Origin of the sequence: Tritonibacter aquimaris, assembly GCF_009617595.1 — a bacterium.
Classification (GTDB): domain Bacteria; phylum Pseudomonadota; class Alphaproteobacteria; order Rhodobacterales; family Rhodobacteraceae; genus Epibacterium; species Epibacterium aquimaris.
This window is the reverse complement of record NZ_WIXK01000003.1, coordinates 191,386-206,793: the sequence shown is the minus strand read 5'-3', so window position 1 is coordinate 206,793 and position 15,408 is coordinate 191,386. Positions and strand designations below refer to the sequence as shown.

The 15,408-nt window shown below is 57.7% G+C and carries 17 protein-coding genes; 12 read left to right on the top strand and 5 right to left on the bottom strand.

All coding sequences use genetic code 11. The annotated features are described in order from the left end of the window. The first annotated feature begins 33 nt into the window (after positions 1-33). The 5 genes from GG681_RS06965 (at position 34) to GG681_RS06945 (ending at position 4,156) form a co-directional block, all read left to right on the top strand. On the top strand, positions 34-1,734 hold the full coding sequence (locus GG681_RS06965) for an acyl-CoA dehydrogenase (protein ID WP_153546481.1): 1,701 nt from the start codon (positions 34-36) through the stop codon (positions 1,732-1,734). Beyond that, positions 1,734-2,780: an MBL fold metallo-hydrolase gene (locus GG681_RS06960; protein WP_194287153.1), complete on the top strand. Its 1,047-nt coding sequence runs from the start codon at positions 1,734-1,736 to the stop codon at positions 2,778-2,780. Before GG681_RS06965 ends, GG681_RS06960 begins: the two co-directional genes overlap by 1 nt. Before the next feature lie 29 nt (positions 2,781-2,809). Next, positions 2,810-3,268, top strand: a complete 459-nt coding sequence (locus tag GG681_RS06955) for a DUF6173 family protein (RefSeq protein ID WP_153546479.1) — start codon at positions 2,810-2,812, stop codon at positions 3,266-3,268. Positions 3,269-3,391: 123 nt separating this feature from the next. After that, positions 3,392-3,526 (top strand): aa3-type cytochrome c oxidase subunit IV, encoded by a 135-nt coding sequence (locus GG681_RS06950; RefSeq protein ID WP_153546477.1) that lies wholly within the window; start codon positions 3,392-3,394, stop codon positions 3,524-3,526. Between the two features lie 18 nt (positions 3,527-3,544). Then, positions 3,545-4,156, top strand: coding sequence for a hypothetical protein (locus tag GG681_RS06945; RefSeq protein WP_328593297.1), 612 nt, complete (start codon positions 3,545-3,547; stop codon positions 4,154-4,156). 2 nt (positions 4,157-4,158) lie between these two features. Here the strand turns inward: GG681_RS06945 and GG681_RS06940 are convergent, their stop codons facing one another. Then, the gene (locus GG681_RS06940) at positions 4,159-4,488 is read right to left on the bottom strand and encodes an AzlD domain-containing protein (RefSeq protein WP_153546475.1); all 330 of its coding nucleotides are present in this window, start codon (positions 4,486-4,488) and stop codon (positions 4,159-4,161) included. Beyond that, positions 4,485-5,222 carry an AzlC family ABC transporter permease gene (locus tag GG681_RS06935; RefSeq protein WP_153546473.1) on the bottom strand — a complete coding sequence of 246 codons (738 nt, stop codon included), beginning with the start codon at positions 5,220-5,222 and terminating at the stop codon, positions 4,485-4,487. Before GG681_RS06935 ends, GG681_RS06940 begins: the two co-directional genes overlap by 4 nt. Positions 5,223-5,277: 55 nt before the next feature. Here GG681_RS06935 and GG681_RS06930 point away from each other — a divergent pair, with 55 nt between their 5' ends. The 4 genes from GG681_RS06930 (at position 5,278) to GG681_RS06915 (ending at position 8,611) form a co-directional block, all read left to right on the top strand. Next, positions 5,278-6,159 (top strand): formate dehydrogenase accessory sulfurtransferase FdhD, encoded by an 882-nt coding sequence (locus GG681_RS06930; RefSeq protein WP_153546471.1) that lies wholly within the window; start codon positions 5,278-5,280, stop codon positions 6,157-6,159. An 81-nt stretch (positions 6,160-6,240) separates the two neighbouring features. Further along, the gene (gene mobA, locus GG681_RS06925; RefSeq protein ID WP_153546469.1) at positions 6,241-6,840 is read left to right on the top strand and encodes a molybdenum cofactor guanylyltransferase MobA; all 600 of its coding nucleotides are present in this window, start codon (positions 6,241-6,243) and stop codon (positions 6,838-6,840) included. Then, complete coding sequence (gene mobB / locus GG681_RS06920; protein WP_153546467.1) at positions 6,837-7,343, top strand: molybdopterin-guanine dinucleotide biosynthesis protein B; 507 nt, start codon at positions 6,837-6,839, stop codon at positions 7,341-7,343. Before mobA ends, mobB begins: the two co-directional genes overlap by 4 nt. An 11-nt stretch (positions 7,344-7,354) precedes the next feature. Beyond that, entirely contained in the window at positions 7,355-8,611 is a 1,257-nt protein-coding gene (locus GG681_RS06915; RefSeq protein WP_153546465.1) for a molybdopterin-binding protein, read from the top strand. Between the two features lie 223 nt (positions 8,612-8,834). Here GG681_RS06915 and GG681_RS06910 read toward each other — a convergent pair whose 3' ends face one another. The 3 genes from GG681_RS06910 to GG681_RS06900 all read right to left on the bottom strand — a co-directional run bounded on the left by GG681_RS06910 (position 8,835) and on the right by GG681_RS06900 (position 11,010). Further along, a complete protein-coding gene (locus GG681_RS06910) occupies positions 8,835-9,851 on the bottom strand; it encodes a hypothetical protein (RefSeq protein WP_153546463.1) in 1,017 nt (338 codons plus the stop codon). 39 nt (positions 9,852-9,890) lie between these two features. Further along, positions 9,891-10,361 (bottom strand): transcription elongation factor GreA, encoded by a 471-nt coding sequence (greA, locus tag GG681_RS06905; RefSeq protein WP_153546462.1) that lies wholly within the window; start codon positions 10,359-10,361, stop codon positions 9,891-9,893. Between the two features lie 268 nt (positions 10,362-10,629). After that, positions 10,630-11,010, bottom strand: a complete 381-nt coding sequence (locus GG681_RS06900; RefSeq protein WP_153546460.1) for a VOC family protein — start codon at positions 11,008-11,010, stop codon at positions 10,630-10,632. Positions 11,011-11,100: 90 nt separating this feature from the next. On the opposite strand from GG681_RS06900, the gene soxR reads away from it, so the two are divergent. From soxR to GG681_RS06885, 3 genes are all read left to right on the top strand, one after another. Further along, positions 11,101-11,583: a redox-sensitive transcriptional activator SoxR gene (gene soxR / locus GG681_RS06895; RefSeq protein ID WP_153546458.1), complete on the top strand. Its 483-nt coding sequence runs from the start codon at positions 11,101-11,103 to the stop codon at positions 11,581-11,583. A gap of 161 nt (positions 11,584-11,744) precedes the next feature. Next, positions 11,745-13,391 (top strand): electron transfer flavoprotein-ubiquinone oxidoreductase, encoded by a 1,647-nt coding sequence (locus tag GG681_RS06890; protein WP_153546456.1) that lies wholly within the window; start codon positions 11,745-11,747, stop codon positions 13,389-13,391. A 203-nt stretch (positions 13,392-13,594) separates the two neighbouring features. Then, positions 13,595-15,343 (top strand): tetratricopeptide repeat protein, encoded by a 1,749-nt coding sequence (locus tag GG681_RS06885; RefSeq protein ID WP_328593296.1) that lies wholly within the window; start codon positions 13,595-13,597, stop codon positions 15,341-15,343. Positions 15,344-15,408 lie beyond the last annotated feature (65 nt).

Here is a 15,408-nt window from a genome sequence, read left to right as displayed (position 1 = left end):
CGCCTATTTGTAACGACCAGAGGAAGGGACGCCATGACTTTTCGTGCCGCCACGGCTGAGTATGAATTCATCCTGAAATCCATCATCGGGTTTGACCAGATCAGCGAGACAGAGCGCTTCGGTGAAGCGACCCCAGATCTGGTAAGCGCGATCCTGGGCGAGGCCGGACGGCTGTGTGATGATGTGATGGCGCCGTTGCAACGGGGCAGCGATCTGGAAGGCGCGCGGCTTGAAAACGGCGTGGTGCGCACGTCGCCCGGATTTGCTGATGGGTTCAAAGCCATTGCAGAGGGCGGCTGGGTCGGCATGAACGCTGCGCCGGAACATGGCGGCATGGGCTTGCCGCTGACAGTGGCAACGGCTGTAAATGAGATGATGGCGGGGGCCTGCCTGTCGCTGCAGCTCGCACCATTGATGAGCCAGGGCCAGATCGAAGCGCTGGAAGCCCATGCTTCAGACGCGCTCAAAGCGCTGTATCTGCCAAAACTGATTTCCGGTGAATGGACCGGCACCATGAACCTGACCGAGCCGCAGGCCGGATCAGATGTGGGCGCGCTGACCTCCAAAGCCGAAGACAACGGTGATGGCACATATGCGATCTCCGGGCAAAAGATCTTTATCTCATGGGGGGATAATGATTTTGGCGGCAATGTGGTGCATCTGGTGCTGGCACGCCTGCCGGATGGGGTGCCCGGAACCAAGGGGATTTCGCTCTTTGTGGTGCCGAAATACATCCCGGATGAAGATGGCAACCTTGGCCGCGCCAATGATCTGAAAGTGGTGAGCCTGGAACATAAGATGGGCCTGCATGGCTCCCCCACCTGTGTGATGCAATATGAGGGCGCAACTGGCTGGCTTGTGGGCAAGGAACACGGTGGCATGGCGGCGATGTTCACCATGATGAACAACGCACGCCTTGGTGTGGGCGGGCAGGGGATTGGCGCTGCCGAAGGGGCCTATCAACACGCGCTGAACTACGCGCTTGAGCGCAAACAGGGCCGTACCCCTTCGGGCACCATTGTGGATCACGCCGATGTGCGCCGCATGCTGATGGAGATGAAAGCGGACCTCTTTGCCTCGCGTGCGATCATGCTGGCCAATGCCCATGCGCTGGATATGGCGCAGGCCACCGGTGATGCGGATTGGAAAACCCGCGCCGCATTCTACACCCCGATCACCAAGGTCTTTGGGACCGAGGTTGGCATGCGGGTGGCCGAAACCGGTGTGCAGGTGCACGGCGGCATGGGCTTCATCGAGGAAAGCGGCGCGGCACAATATTACCGTGACGTGCGTGTCACCGCGATCTATGAGGGCACCAATGGGATCCAGTCGATGGATCTGGTGGGCCGCAAAATGATGGATGGCGGCGAAATGGCAGGCCGTCTGATGGATGAGATCGAAAAATTCGCCGAACACTCCCGCGCGCGCAATCCCAATATGACAGACGCGCTCTGGAGTGCATGCGAAGCGCTGCGCGATGCAACCGATTGGATGGTGTCACAGGATATGGGGGAACGCTTTGCCGGAAGCCTTGATTTCCTGCGCGCCTTTGCCCGCGTGCTTGGGGGGTATTACCACCTTAAGGCTGCGCAGGCTGATCCGGGTGGTCCACGTGAAAAGCTTGCCCGTTTCTACATGACGCGGATGTTGCCGCAATATGCCGCCCATCTGGCCGCGGCGACAGCTGGCAGCGAAAACGTCTTTGCGCTCAGCATTGATGAATTGGCAAACTGATGTCTGCGCCCTCTGACAGCATGCTCAAGTTTCCCTTTGAAACCCCGCCTGCAGAAGGCGAAGCGATTGAAATCGCCGAAGGTGTGCTTTGGCTGCGCTTGCCGCTGCCGATGAAGCTCGACCACGTCAATATCTACGCGCTCGATGAAGGCGACAGTTGGACCATTGTCGACACAGGCATCAATTCCCGCCGCTCCCGCGCCTTGTGGGAAAAACTGATGGCCACGGTTTTGGGTGGAAAACCCGTGGGCCGGGTGGTGCTGACCCATCACCACCCGGATCATGTGGGGCTGGCAGGTTGGTTTCAGTCTGAACACGGAGCCGAGCTGGTGGCAACGCGCACCGCCTGGCTGTTTTCGCGCATGCTGACGCTTGACGAACAGGAAGTCTGGCCCCGCGAAACCCTTGCGTTTTATCGCAGCGCCGGGATGGATCCGGCAATCTATGACGCACGCGCCTCGGACCGGCCGTTTAATTTCGCTGATACCGTATACCCGATGCCGCTGGGGTTCTCCCGGATCAAACAGGATGATCAGATCCAGATGGGCGGGCGCACCTGGGATGTGCATATCGGCAATGGCCACGCCCCCGAACACGCAACATTCTGGAGCCGGGATGACAATCTGGTGCTGAGCGGTGATCAGATCCTGTCTTCGATCAGCCCCAATATCGGCGTCTACGCAACTGAGCCGATGGCCGACCCGCTGAGCGACTGGATCGAAGCCTGTGAACGCCTTTCCACTTTGGCGCGGCCCGATCATCTGGTGCTTGGGGGCCACAAGCTTCCGTTTCGGGGCCTGCCGCTTCGGATGCGCCAGCTGATTGATAATCATCACAGCGCGCTTGATCGCCTGCTTGAGGCGCTGAAAGAACCCCATACCGCTGCGGATTGCTTTTCCTATCTGTTTAAGCGCACAATCGGGCCCGGTGAATATGGGCTTGCACTGGTAGAATCCATTGCCCATGTAAATCACCTCTACCATCAAGGCACGGTAGAGCGCTGGGCGCGCGACGATGGTGCCTGGCTTTACCAACGTAAAGACTAAGTGGTGACGCGGTCACAAAGGGGAAGACCATGGATAATAAGATAGCAACCAGCGCAGAAGCGGCAGAATCGGCGGTGTTGCCCTGTGTTCATGAGGTCCATTCTGACCCAGAAGCCTGCAATGGTTTGACCAATGTTCCAGAAAGCCTGCAAAAACCGGTAGAAACCAAAAGCCCCTCGCGCTGGGCCTATGAACGTCTGGTGCTGTATATCCAGAACTTTGAAAAACAGCTGGACGCGGAACATGAGGTCGCGATGGGCTTTGTTGGCGGTGATGCAGGTGTGCTGCGGATCGAAGGCATCGGCTATTTTGACCCTGATATCATCACCTTCTACGGCACCGACGGCAGCGGCGCGCGCACTCAGCTGGTGCAGCATGTCTCCCAGCTGAACGTGATGTTGCGCGCCACCACCAAAGCAAAAAAAGAAGCACCTGCAAATCGCATTGGTTTCCGTCTGGCTAAAGATCTTGAAGAGACGCAAGCCTGATTGACAGACCGACACAGCCTTTGCAAAGCTGCACCAAATATGAGACTTTTTGTCGTGATGACAGATTGCGGCAGAAAGTTCAGTAATAAATACTGAGCAACACCCAGGGAAGAGGACAGTACTATGGCAGAGCATGAACACGGATCGATGGATAGCTCGGTTCAGGAAGAGACATACGCAAAGTTTCTCACTTTTGTGACCCGGTTCTCGATTGCATTGTTGGTATTTACGGTGTTTCTGGCGATATTTGCTGTCTAAACAACCGGAGCCTTTCAGGTGAAAAAGCTGCTGACGATGGGCGCGCTGATGCTGGCGCTCGCTGGCTGTGCTGCGCCGCAGCAGCCAAATGCTGATTTTGCCACCCTGCAACGGGTGGCTTATCAAGATCCTGGTGCGCCTGCGCTGACTTTGATCACCGTGATCAACAACCGAACCGGCAAAGGCGGCCATACCGCCCTGATGGTGAGCGGTTCTGAGCGGGTCATTTTTGATCCTGCGGGCTCATTTCATGCCGATATTGTGCCGGAATATAACGATGTGCTTTATGGCATCCGCCCGGCGGTGTTTCAGGCCTATCGCAGCGCCCATGCACGCACCACGTTTCACGTAAAAACCCAACGGCTCGCGGTTACGGCAGAACAGGCTGAACTTGCTTTGCAGCTGGTGAAAAACAACGGTCGTGTGCCGGGTGTTTATTGCGCCAATTCCACATCGCGCATTCTGCAGCAGATCCCCGGATTTGAAACGGTGAATGTGACCTTCTACCCAACAAAGCTTGCGGCGCAGTTTGAAAATTTGGGCCCCGTTCAAAGCGAGCTTTATTATGAAGGCGACGATGAAGACCTGAAAAAAGGCATCGCCGCCAGCAATCAGGCGCTGAACGGCTAGTCTCAGCTGAACAGGCTGAGATAGCCCACCAAAAGCACCGCACCGGTGCCCATCGCGGCAAAGACGTTTTTGGTGAAATACCCCACCGCCAATGTGGCGCATCCAACCGCAAGGTGGATCGCGCTTGGCTCGCCCCCGGTAGGCGCGGGCCAAACGACAAGCGGGGCCACTAGTGCGGGGATGATTGCAACCGCCGTATAGCGCAGATGCCGCATCAGCCAGTCGGGCATGCTGCGCCCGCCCATAAGGCCAATAAAAACAAAGCGCAGCGCAAAACTGCCAAGCGCCAGCCCAATGATCACAGTCCAGAGGATGGTGGGCTCGATGCTCATGCTTTGCGCTCCTCTGTGTTTAGAGGGGTATCTGCAGGCGGCAGATGTAGTTCAGCCTGCGCGCCCGCGATCATTCCAGCAAGTCCCGCAACAATCAGCCCAAGATTATAGGGCAGCATAGACGCAGGCAGGGAAACGGCAATTGCGGTGAAACAAGCCACCACATGGGCAGGCGTGCGCAGCATTGGCCCAATCATCGCCAGAAACGCTAAAGGCAATACAAAGTCGAGCCCCCAGCTGGCGGGCACCTGATTGCCGAGGAATGCACCTACAACCGTTGCCAGCATCCACATGGGTGCAACCAAGCCGTTGGTGCCAAAGAAATAAGCCAGTCGTTGATTGAGGCTCAGCGGCTCTCCGGTTTCAAACTGCACGATCGACAGCGCATAGGATTGATCCACGGTGAAATAGGCCGCAAAGGCACGTTTCCACAGTGGGGCCTCTCCCAGATACGGCGTGAGAGAGGCGGAATACATCGCCACCCGCAGGTTCACCGCCAGGGCGGAAATCAACACGATTGTGGTTGGAGCCTGTTCCTGCATCAACTGCAGCGCGGTGAACTGGGCAGAGCCTGCAAACACCGCCATGGAAAAACTAAACGCGGTCAGCACATCCAGCCCGGCCTCGCTGGCCAGCACCCCAAACAACAACCCAAAGGGGCCGGAAACCAACATGAAAGGTGCGCCATCGCGGAAGCCTTTCCAAAATGCAGCACTGGTGGTGGTGATTGCCATGGGATACCTTTAGGTGAATACCGTGGAACTTAAGTAGCATCAGGGGGCGTTTCAATTGACAATACAGGCACCAGAACGTGGCTATCTGATTGCCCCATCTCCTGAAAATCCCCGTTTGACCCGTCGGGTTGAAGGTGTTGATCAAAATGGCGAGATTAGCAACATCGCTGTTGTCGAAGAGCGCCCTTTGACCATCTTCCTAAATTCGCAGGAAATTGTCACTGCGATGACCATTGGTGACTACCCGGAATATCTGGCGCTGGGGTTTTTGAAAAACCAGGGCATGTTGCTGCCGGATGATCAGGTGACACGGGTCGATTTTGACGAAGATCTGGAAACTGTGGTTGTGCGCACCGCGGTCGAAACCTCGCATGAAGAAAAACTGAAAAAGAAAACCCGCACCTCGGGCTGCGCGGTTGGCACCGTCTTTGGCGATATGATGGAAGGCTTAGAGGGGGTGACGCTGCCACAGGCAGAGCTGCGCACCAGCTGGCTTTATGCGTTGGCGCATCAGATCAACCGCACACCGTCGCTTTATCTTGAGGCGGGGGCGATCCATGGCACGGTGCTGTGTCAGCAAGATCAGCCGCTTGTTTATATGGAAGATGTGGGGCGCCATAACGCGGTGGATAAAATCGCGGGCTGGATGCTGTCGGAAAACGTGCCAGCAGATGACAAGATCCTCTATACCACCGGGCGGCTGACATCAGAGATGGTGATCAAAACCGCTATGATGGGCATTCCAGTGCTGGCGTCGCGGTCGGGGTTTACCGCCTGGGGCGTTGAAATTGCCCGTGAAATTGGCCTGACGCTGATTGGCCGTATGCGCGGGCAGCGGTTTGTCTGTCTTAGCGGGGACGCGCGGCTGGTGCGCGATATGAACCCGGCAGATGCGCCCGTTGAAGAGAAAAAACATCGCCGTAAAAGCGCCGAATGAGCGCGCCTCCGGCCCATCGAGGGCCATCGGCACGCGGCTTGGCGTCGCCAAGCCCGGCACCTGTGGCAAAGGGATTGAAAGATGATGAAACCTCTTGGGGTGATTTTGGCCGGCGGACAGGCCACGCGGATGGGTGGCGGTGACAAGGGCCTGCTGCATTTGGGCGGGATCAGCCTGCTTGATCGGGTGATCGCGCGGCTTGAACCGCAGGTCAGCAGGCTGGCGCTGAATGCAAATGGCGACCCGGACCGCTTTGACGCTTTTGGCCTGCCGGTGCTGCCTGACAGCCTGCCCGATTTCCCCGGACCTCTGGCGGGCGTGCTTGCGGGGCTTGATTGGGCCGCAGAGCAAGGCGCAACCCATATTGTTTCAGCTGCGGCGGACACGCCATTTTTCCCAACCGATCTAGCCGAGCGTTTGATGCGTGCGGCAGATAAGGCCAATACACCAATTGCACTGGCCGCGACCCATGAAGACGGGCGCATGTGGCGTCATCCCACCTTTGGCCTCTGGCCGGTTTCTTTGCGCTACGATCTGCGCAAGGCTCTGAAAGGGGGCTTGCGCAAAGTGGTGCTCTGGACCGATGCCCATGGCGCGGCTTCTGCAGGTTTTGAGGATGATGCGTTTTTCAACATCAACACGCGGGATGATCTGATCCGCGCGGAAGGCATGCTGAAATGAAGCTCTACGGCGTCACCGGGTGGAAGAATAACGGTAAAACCGGGTTGATGGAGCGGCTGGTGGCGGAGTTTTGTGCCCGCGGGCTGACGGTTTCAACCCTGAAACACGCCCATCACAACACGGATGTTGATCGCAAGGGGACGGACAGTTACCGCCACCGCGTTTCTGGTGCGCAGGAGGTGGTGCTGGCATCCGGCAACCGTATTGCCATCATGCAGGAATTGCGCGGCGCGCCGGAGCCCTCGCTAACTGAACTGCTTGCTCGGATGCGGCCGGTCGATCTCATTCTGGTGGAGGGCTACAAAGGTGAGCCCCACCCCAAAATCGAAGCCCATCGCGCGGCAGCGGGCCAGCCGCTGATCGCACCAAATGATCCAACGATCCGTGCCATTGCCACCGACACGCCGATTGATCTGGATCGGGCGCAGTTTGATCTGGATGACACCGGCGCAATTGCGGATTTTATCGCAGCTGAGCTGAATTTAGACGCCCCCGCCCGCTGAAGGATATTGCCATGACGCTAAAACCCCCACCGTTGAAGAACGACTGTTTCGCGCTGCCTGCCGGGGTGAACTGGACGCCGGTTGATACGGCGCTGGCGCTTTTGAAAGAGCGGCTTCATCCGGTAACGGGGATAGAGACGGTGGTTTTGGCGCATGCGCTGGGGCGCGTTCTGGCCGAAGATGTGGTGGCGCAACGCGCAAATCCGCCGTTGCCGAACTCGGCAGTGGATGGCTACGGCTTTGCGGGGGGGCTGGCAGATGGTGAGCATGTCATCCCGCTGATGCAGGGACGCGCCGCCGCGGGTCTTGCGTTTGAAGGCGAAGTTTCTGCAGGGCAGGCCATTCGCATTTTGACCGGCGCTAGCCTGCCCAAAGGGGTCGACACGGTTATCCTCGAAGAAGATGTCACAACGGATGGTCAGGCGATTGCCTGCCGGGGGCCGCTAAAAACCGGGGCCAACGCACGTCGCGCCGGAGAAGATGTTGAGGCGGATGAGGTGATCCTGACAGCAGGGCAGAAACTGCGACCAGCCGATCTTGCTTTGGCGGCGGCAACGGGCCTGTCGGAACTGATGGTGCGACGATCGCTGAGGGTTGGCGTGCTTTCGACCGGAGATGAGCTGGTGGATTCGGGAGAGACTGCGCGCCCCGGACAGATCTTTGATGCCAATCGCCCGATGCTTTTGTCCCTTGCGGCGCAGTTGGGGTACACGCCGGTGGATCTTGGTCGGGTTGAAGATGATCGCGCAGTGCTGCGTGCGCGCATGGATTCTGCGGCGCAGGATGTGGATGTGATCTTGACCAGTGGTGGTGCATCTGCAGGGGACGAGGATCACATGTCCGCGTTGTTGCGTGAAAGCGGGGCGATGCAGGAATGGCGCATCGCTGTCAAACCTGGCCGTCCCTTGGCGTTGGCGATGTGGCAGGGGGTGCCGGTTTTTGGCCTGCCGGGCAATCCGGTGGCGGCCTTTGTGTGCAGTCTTGTGTTTGCATGTCCCGCAATGTCTGTGCTTGCTGGCGGGAACTGGCGTGCGCCGCAGGGGTTCCAGCTGCCTGCGGGCTTCAGCAAGAAAAAGAAACCCGGCCGCCGGGAGTATTTGCGCGCCCGCATTCGCGCGGGTCAGGTAGAGGTGTTTCAATCCGAAGGCTCAGGTCGCATCAGCGGGCTCAGCTGGGGTGAGGGGCTGGTTGAGCTCGGCGATGGGGCGCAGGAAATCGCCCCAGGTGATATGGTGACCTTCTACCCCTATGAAAGCTTCGGCCTCTAAGTAACGCCTGTTCGCGCCCCGTGCCGTGAGGGGGAGGTGCTCCCGCCTACATCGCAAGCTTTCTGGCGAAAGCATGTTCTGCAGTTGGGCCAAGCGCCGCACGCGGCGCGGGGGCTTGATGCAACCGCAGCGCGCCTTTGGCGTGCTGCCACGCCCAACGGGAGGAGGCTCTTTTAAGAGCTGAACGACGGGCGGGAGCTTTCGCCTCCTTGACTAGCTGCCCCTAGTCAAATGTGCCTGCAACCCGACCCAGCAGCATAAAGGCACGGGCTGTGCGCGTTTCACTCAGCGCGGAGATTTCGGAATCCGATGCAGCCTCTTCAAACTCGGCAAACATCTGATCAAAGCGACGCAGGAAGTGATGCGCCGCATCGCGGAAGATCGGATCCTGTTTCATGCGGGCCGACGCCAAAGCCAGAGCCGCACGGTCACGCACGCCACCAAGTGCTGCAATTTCTTTGCCACGTGCGCCGTGGGCAAACTGCCGCCAAAGTTCGGGTCGTGACATGTCGGGGCGCAGATCATCCATATAGATCCCGTCCTGACTGAGCAGCGTCAGCACATCCTGCGCCGCCTGTACCACCTGACCCGCCTTGCGATCCTGCAGCGCCAGACGCAGCGCAACAAAGCCATCCTGATCGTCTGCAGTTTCAGGGAAATTCAACGCGCGGATAAATTGATGCACGGCCAGCGGTGGGGCCATATCATCTGCTGGGGTGCCAAGCGCCAAGGCACCTTGATCCTCAGCCTCAACTGCTGGCGGGGCAGGGGTGATGGCCTCGCGTTGCGGCTCACGGCGACTGGTCTGGAATGTGGCCAGCGCGGTTTCGGATTTGCGCGCAGCCTCGACAATTTCTTCCAGTTTCTGAGCGACCGAGGGTTCCGCAGGCGCGGCCTGTTTCTGACCTTGCGACATTAAAACGGTCTGGAGCTGATCCACACGGGTCTGCAGACGCTCGCTTTCGCTATGCGCCAGCCGCATTGCACGCAATTGCAACACCACAACCAGCAAAAGCAAGACCGGTGCCAGCAGCGCAAAAAGCGAGCCCATTAGATCCTGCCAGCCGGTCACACCCGTCGCATCAGGCATCAGCGCACTGGCCAGCAGAAACACCAAAACCCAGAGCCCAGCCCCGATCGCGGCCCCCAACTCTGCTGATCCCATGCCCTCTGCAGGTCCCGCGCGGAACGCTGAAGCTGCCGAAAGAGGTTTGGACTCCGAAGAGGGGGTGCCGGTCATACTATCACTCGGTTGCAAAGGGCTTTCGCGGTAAGGGCTTTAGCCGTAAATGATTTTCAAGATCTCATAAGAACGTACCCCACCCGGGGTGCGTACATCTACACTGTCGCCTTCTTCCTTGCCGATCAAGGCGCGCGCAATGGGAGATCTGATGTTCAAAAGACCTGCTTCGATATTGGCTTCATGTTCCCCAACGATCTGCCAGGTCTTTTCTTCGTCGGTGTCTTCATCCACCACGGTGACTTTGGCGCCAAATTTGATCGAGCCGCTCAGCTTGGCAGGGTCAATCACATCAGCAAGCGACAGAACGCCTTCCAGCTCCTTGATGCGGCCTTCGATAAAGGACTGTTTTTCACGCGCGGAGTGGTATTCGGCGTTTTCCGACAGGTCACCCAGCTCACGCGCTTCGGCGATGGCTTGAATGATGGCGGGGCGCTCAACGGATTTCAGATTTTTCAGCTCTGCCTCAAGCGCGGCAAAGCCAGTAGGCGTCATAGGGATTTTTTCCATAGGAAGGTCCGGCGTCTTTGGGCTGCAAACAGCGGTTATTATTGTGTCGAACAGGTCAGCCCCGCCGCAGAGGTCTGCACGCGGGGCGTTAGATCGAGTTGACCGATACCTGACCCAATCCTGAGGGGGAATGCAAGGGGGGGCGGTGGTTTCCGCCTGCGCGGTGAGGGGAATTTACCATCTGCTCAGCAACAAAAAGCCGAAAGAACCGCGCGGTTTTACGCTGATTTGCCGAAATTTTGCCCCGACCACTGATGCAGCCACAGCATCAGTCGTAGTTCACCACCTCATATTCGATCCCATTGTCGTCATAGAAATAAAACCGGCGACCCGGCTCGTAATCATAGTGTTCACCAACTTTGAATCCTGCTGCACGCACCTGGCGTTCGGTGGCTTCATAATTGTCGACAACAACCGCCAGATGGTTAAGGCCGCCGCGCGATGTGTAGCTGTGACTGGCATCGTTGAGTGCAGAGCCGGGGCTATAAAGCGCGAGGTAGCTGTCTTTGCTGCCCACATGGATCGAATATCCGCCGTCTTTGGCATCACCCTGCCAACGGATATGCCAGCCAAAGATCTGCTCCATCCAGGCCGCAGTGGCGTTTGGGTTGGCGACGGTGATATTTGCATGTTCCAGAACTGCACTCATCTTGGTTCTCCTGTGTTGATTTGACCTCTGAGTCGCCCCACGCTAATTTCTCAACCTAACTTTAGGTCAAGCAATTTGAGGAGCCCTGTATTGGTCCAATCCGCCACCCCATCCGCAGCAGGCGTTTCCATCGGCTATCTGGCCGAACGCACCGGCCTCGCCGTCTCCGCGATCCGCTACTATGAGGCGCAGGGGCTGGTCGCGCCCTGGCGCAATGCCGGTGGTCAGCGTCGTTTTATGCGCGCAGACATTCGGCGGCTCAGCTTCATTATGGTGGCGCAAAAATTTGGCCTGTCGCTGCCTGAGATTCGCGGCTTTCTGGCTGAGCTGCCAGGAAGCCGCACCCCCACGCCAGAAGATTGGGCGCAGATATCGCTGTCGTTTCGCGAACATCTCGATCGCCGAATCAAGACATTGCAGCTGTTGCGCGACAATTTGGACGGCTGTATCGGTTGTGGTTGCCTATCTCTTCCCAAATGCGCACTTTTTAACCGTGATGATTGCGCTGCAGAGCGGGGTCCGGGGCCACGTTTTTTGATGGGAGATGTACCAATGCCGCAAAGCAGCGATTAAATGTCGAAAATAATAAGAGATTGATTCATCTGACCTGCGACGCTTAGCTGCGGACGTAGGGTTTGAATTGACGATTGGCGTCATCAAACGCTAATCAACCGCGAAAGATTATTGCGCCCAGCCGGGTCGGTAGCGAAAATGTAGCCAGGGAGCGCCGTAAGATGGCCGAAATTGAACGGGAAATGATGGAATATGATGTCGTGATCGTGGGCGCTGGTCCCGCAGGTCTTTCGGCAGCAATCCGTCTCAAACAGCTGGACGCAGACTTAGACGTTGTGGTTCTGGAAAAAGGGTCTGAGGTTGGGGCGCATATTCTGTCCGGCGCGGTTCTGGATCCGTGTGGCCTTGATGCGCTGATCCCCGATTGGAAAGAAAAAGGCGCGCCGCTGAATACCCTTGTTGAAGAAGATAATTTCTTCATGCTTGGCGAAGCGGGCAAGGTGCGCATCCCCAATTTCCCCATGCCGCCGTTGATGAACAACCACGGCAACTACATCGTTTCCATGGGCAATGTCTGCCGCTGGATGGCTGAGCAGGCCGAAGAGCTAGGGGTGGAAATCTTCCCGGGCATGGCCTGTTCTGAGCTGGTTTACGGCGACAAGGGCGAAGTCAAAGGCGTGGTTGCCGGGGTCTTTGGCCTCGAAGCAGATGGATCGCTTGGCCCCAATTCCGAACCCGGCATGGAGCTGCACGGCAAATATGTCTTCCTCTCCGAAGGGGTGCGTGGCTCGCTCTCCAAAGAGGTGATCGAACGCTATGATCTTGCAGCTGGCAAAGAGCCGCAAAAATACGGCGTTGGCATGAAAGAGATCTGGGAGATCGATCCGGCCAAACACAAAGAAGGCACTGTGACCCACACTATGGGCTGGCCTTTGGGGTCAAACGCGGGCGGCGGGTCCTTTATCTACCACCTTGAAAACAATCAGGTATACGTAGGGTTTGTGGTGCACTTGAACTACAAAAACCCGCATCTCTTCCCCTATATGGAATTCCAGCGGTTCAAACATCACCCGATGGTGGCTGAGCTGCTCGAAGGCGGCAAACGCGTGGCGTACGGTGCCCGCGCCATTACCGAAGGCGGCTGGCAGTCTATGCCGCGTCTGGTGGCGTCTGGCGTGGCGCTGCTGGGCTGCTCTGCGGGGATGGTCAACGTGCCGCGCATCAAAGGCAACCACAACGCGATGCTCTCAGGCAAGGCCGCAGCCGAAGCCGCATATGATGCAATCAAGGCAGGCCGCTCCGGTGATGAGCTGCAGACCTATGAGGAAGACGTGCGTTCGGGGCCGATCGCAAAAGATCTGAAAAAGGTCAGAAACGTCAAACCCATGTGGTCAAAATGGGGTCTGGCGGCCTCGCTCACCCTGGGTGGTTTGGACATGTGGACCAATACCTTTGGGTTCTCACTTTTTGGCACGTTGAAGCACGGCAAAAATGACGCGCAATCTACTGAGCCTGCCGCGTCACATAAGCCAATCGACTATCCCAAACCGGATGGTGTGCTGTCGTTTGATCGTCTGACCAATGTGTCGTTTTCTTTCACCAACCACGAAGAAAGCCAGCCCGCACATCTGCGTCTGAAAGATGCTACCAAGCCGATCTACGACAACCTTCCGATGTATGCAGAACCGGCACAGCGCTATTGTCCGGCGGGCGTGTATGAAGTTTTGGAAAAAGACGGCAAGCCCGAGTTCGTGGTGAACTTCCAGAACTGCGTTCATTGCAAAACCTGTGACATCAAGGATCCGGCAGAAAACATCACCTGGACCACCCCACAAGGGGGCGACGGGCCGAACTATCCAAATATGTAAAACCTGCATTTTGTCAGGACTGCTAAAAAAGCCGCGCCCCTCTGGCGCGGCTTTTCATTTGTTAACCTTGTCTTTTGTAAAACCGGCCATCATCGGCGGATGGCAGCAAGTTGAAGAGCCTGTGGGTGGCAGTGCCATTGCGTCTTGTTCAGCAAGCGCCTAGCTTAATGAATATATATATTTATGACCTAAGGGAGAGCCGCGTGCCCATTCGTTTTCTTCGTTCCGTGAGCTTTGCTGCGACCTGTGCCGCACTTCTGGCAGGCACCTCTCCCCAGGCGATTGCCCAAAGCAAGGATTTTACCTCGGTACGTGGTCTTGCTGGGGCCTATCTGGCGGGACGTGCGGCCACCTATGAGGGCAATTTCGAAGCCACGGCGGATTATTTCAGCCGGGCGCTGGCGCGGGACCCGAAGAACCCGGTTTTGCTGGAAAATGTGGTTTTTGCCCGTCTGGCGATGGGGCAGCTTGAACGTGCAGCGCCGATCGCGCAGCGGATTTCGGATCTTGGCGCAGTGAGCCAGATGGCCAATGTCGCCATCGTGGGTGAGCTTGCCCTCAAAGAAGACTACGCCGCCATTCTGGGCCGTGATCTTGAAACCCAAACCACCGGCAATCTGACCGAAGGTCTCATTCGGGCCTGGGCCCATCTGGGTGAAGGCGCTGTCAGCCAGTCGGTTGATGCGCTGAATGAGCTTGCCGAGGATAGCAATCTCAAATTCTTTGCCAATTATCACCGGGCGCTGACACTGGCCTCGGTGGGGGATTATCAGGGCGCGGCTGCGCTGATGGAGGAAGAGGATCGCCGCCTCGCGCGCGCCTCGCGTCGCTCTGCTTTGGCCTATGTGCAGATCCTGTCCCAGCTTGATCGCAATGGGGATGCGATCGCGTTTATGGAAAACGCATTTGGCAATCGTTTTGATCCTGCCCTTAAACGAGTGTCCGATGCGCTGTTGCAGGATGAAACGCTGGCCTTTGACATTGCCCCAACCCCGCAGGCTGGTCTGGCTGAGGCGTTTTTCACCCTGAGCGTGGTTCTATCCGGTGAAACCAGCGCTGATCTTGCGCTGATCTACGCGCGTCTCACTGCGGCGTTGCGCCCCGATCACGTGGATGCAATCCTGCTGAGCGCGGATCTTTTGGATGAGCTGGATCAATATGATCTCGCAATTGAGGCCTATGGCTCAGTTCCTGCGGATCACCCGGAATATCACGCGGCTGAAATCGGACGTGCCGATGTGCTGCGCCGCTCTGGCAAACCAGATGCGGCGATTGAAGTGCTCAATCAGCTGAGCAAGGCGCACCCCAATGATCCTACCGTGTTCTCTGAGCTGGGCGATTTGTTCCGCCAGCAGGAAGACTACGCAAAGGCTGAAAACGCCTATGATCGCGCGCTTGAGCTGACTGCCCCAGAAACCACCGGACGCTGGCTGCTGCTTTATGCGCGTGGCATCAGCAATGAGCGTCAGGATGACTGGGAGCAGGCCGAGGCGGATTTTCGCGCGGCCCTTGCACTGAACCCCAACCAGCCGCAGGTGCTCAACTATCTGGGCTATTCGCTGGTGGAGAAACAGACCAAACTGGATGAGGCGCTTGCCATGATCGAGCGCGCGGTCGAAGCGCAGCCAGAGGCGGGCTATATCGTCGATTCACTGGGCTGGGTGCTTTATCGTCTTGGCCGCTATGAAGAAGCTGTGGGTCATATGGAGACTGCCGTTGAGCTGATGCCGGTGGATCCTGTGGTGACAGACCATCTGGGGGATGTCTATTGGGCTGTGGGGCGCTTCCGCGAAGCTGAGTTTCAATGGAGCAGAGCGTTGTCGTTCATTGATCCCGAAGATACCGACGGCGAGGCAGATCCCGAACGGATCCGGCGCAAGTTGGAAGTGGGTCTTGATGCTGTGCTTGCAGAAGAAGGCGCTGAACCACTGCGCGTGGCGCAAGACGGGTGATGAGATGGCGGCGGGGCAGCGCTCCCGCCCGTCCTTGCCCTAAAGGGCGCATCCCGTTGGGCCAA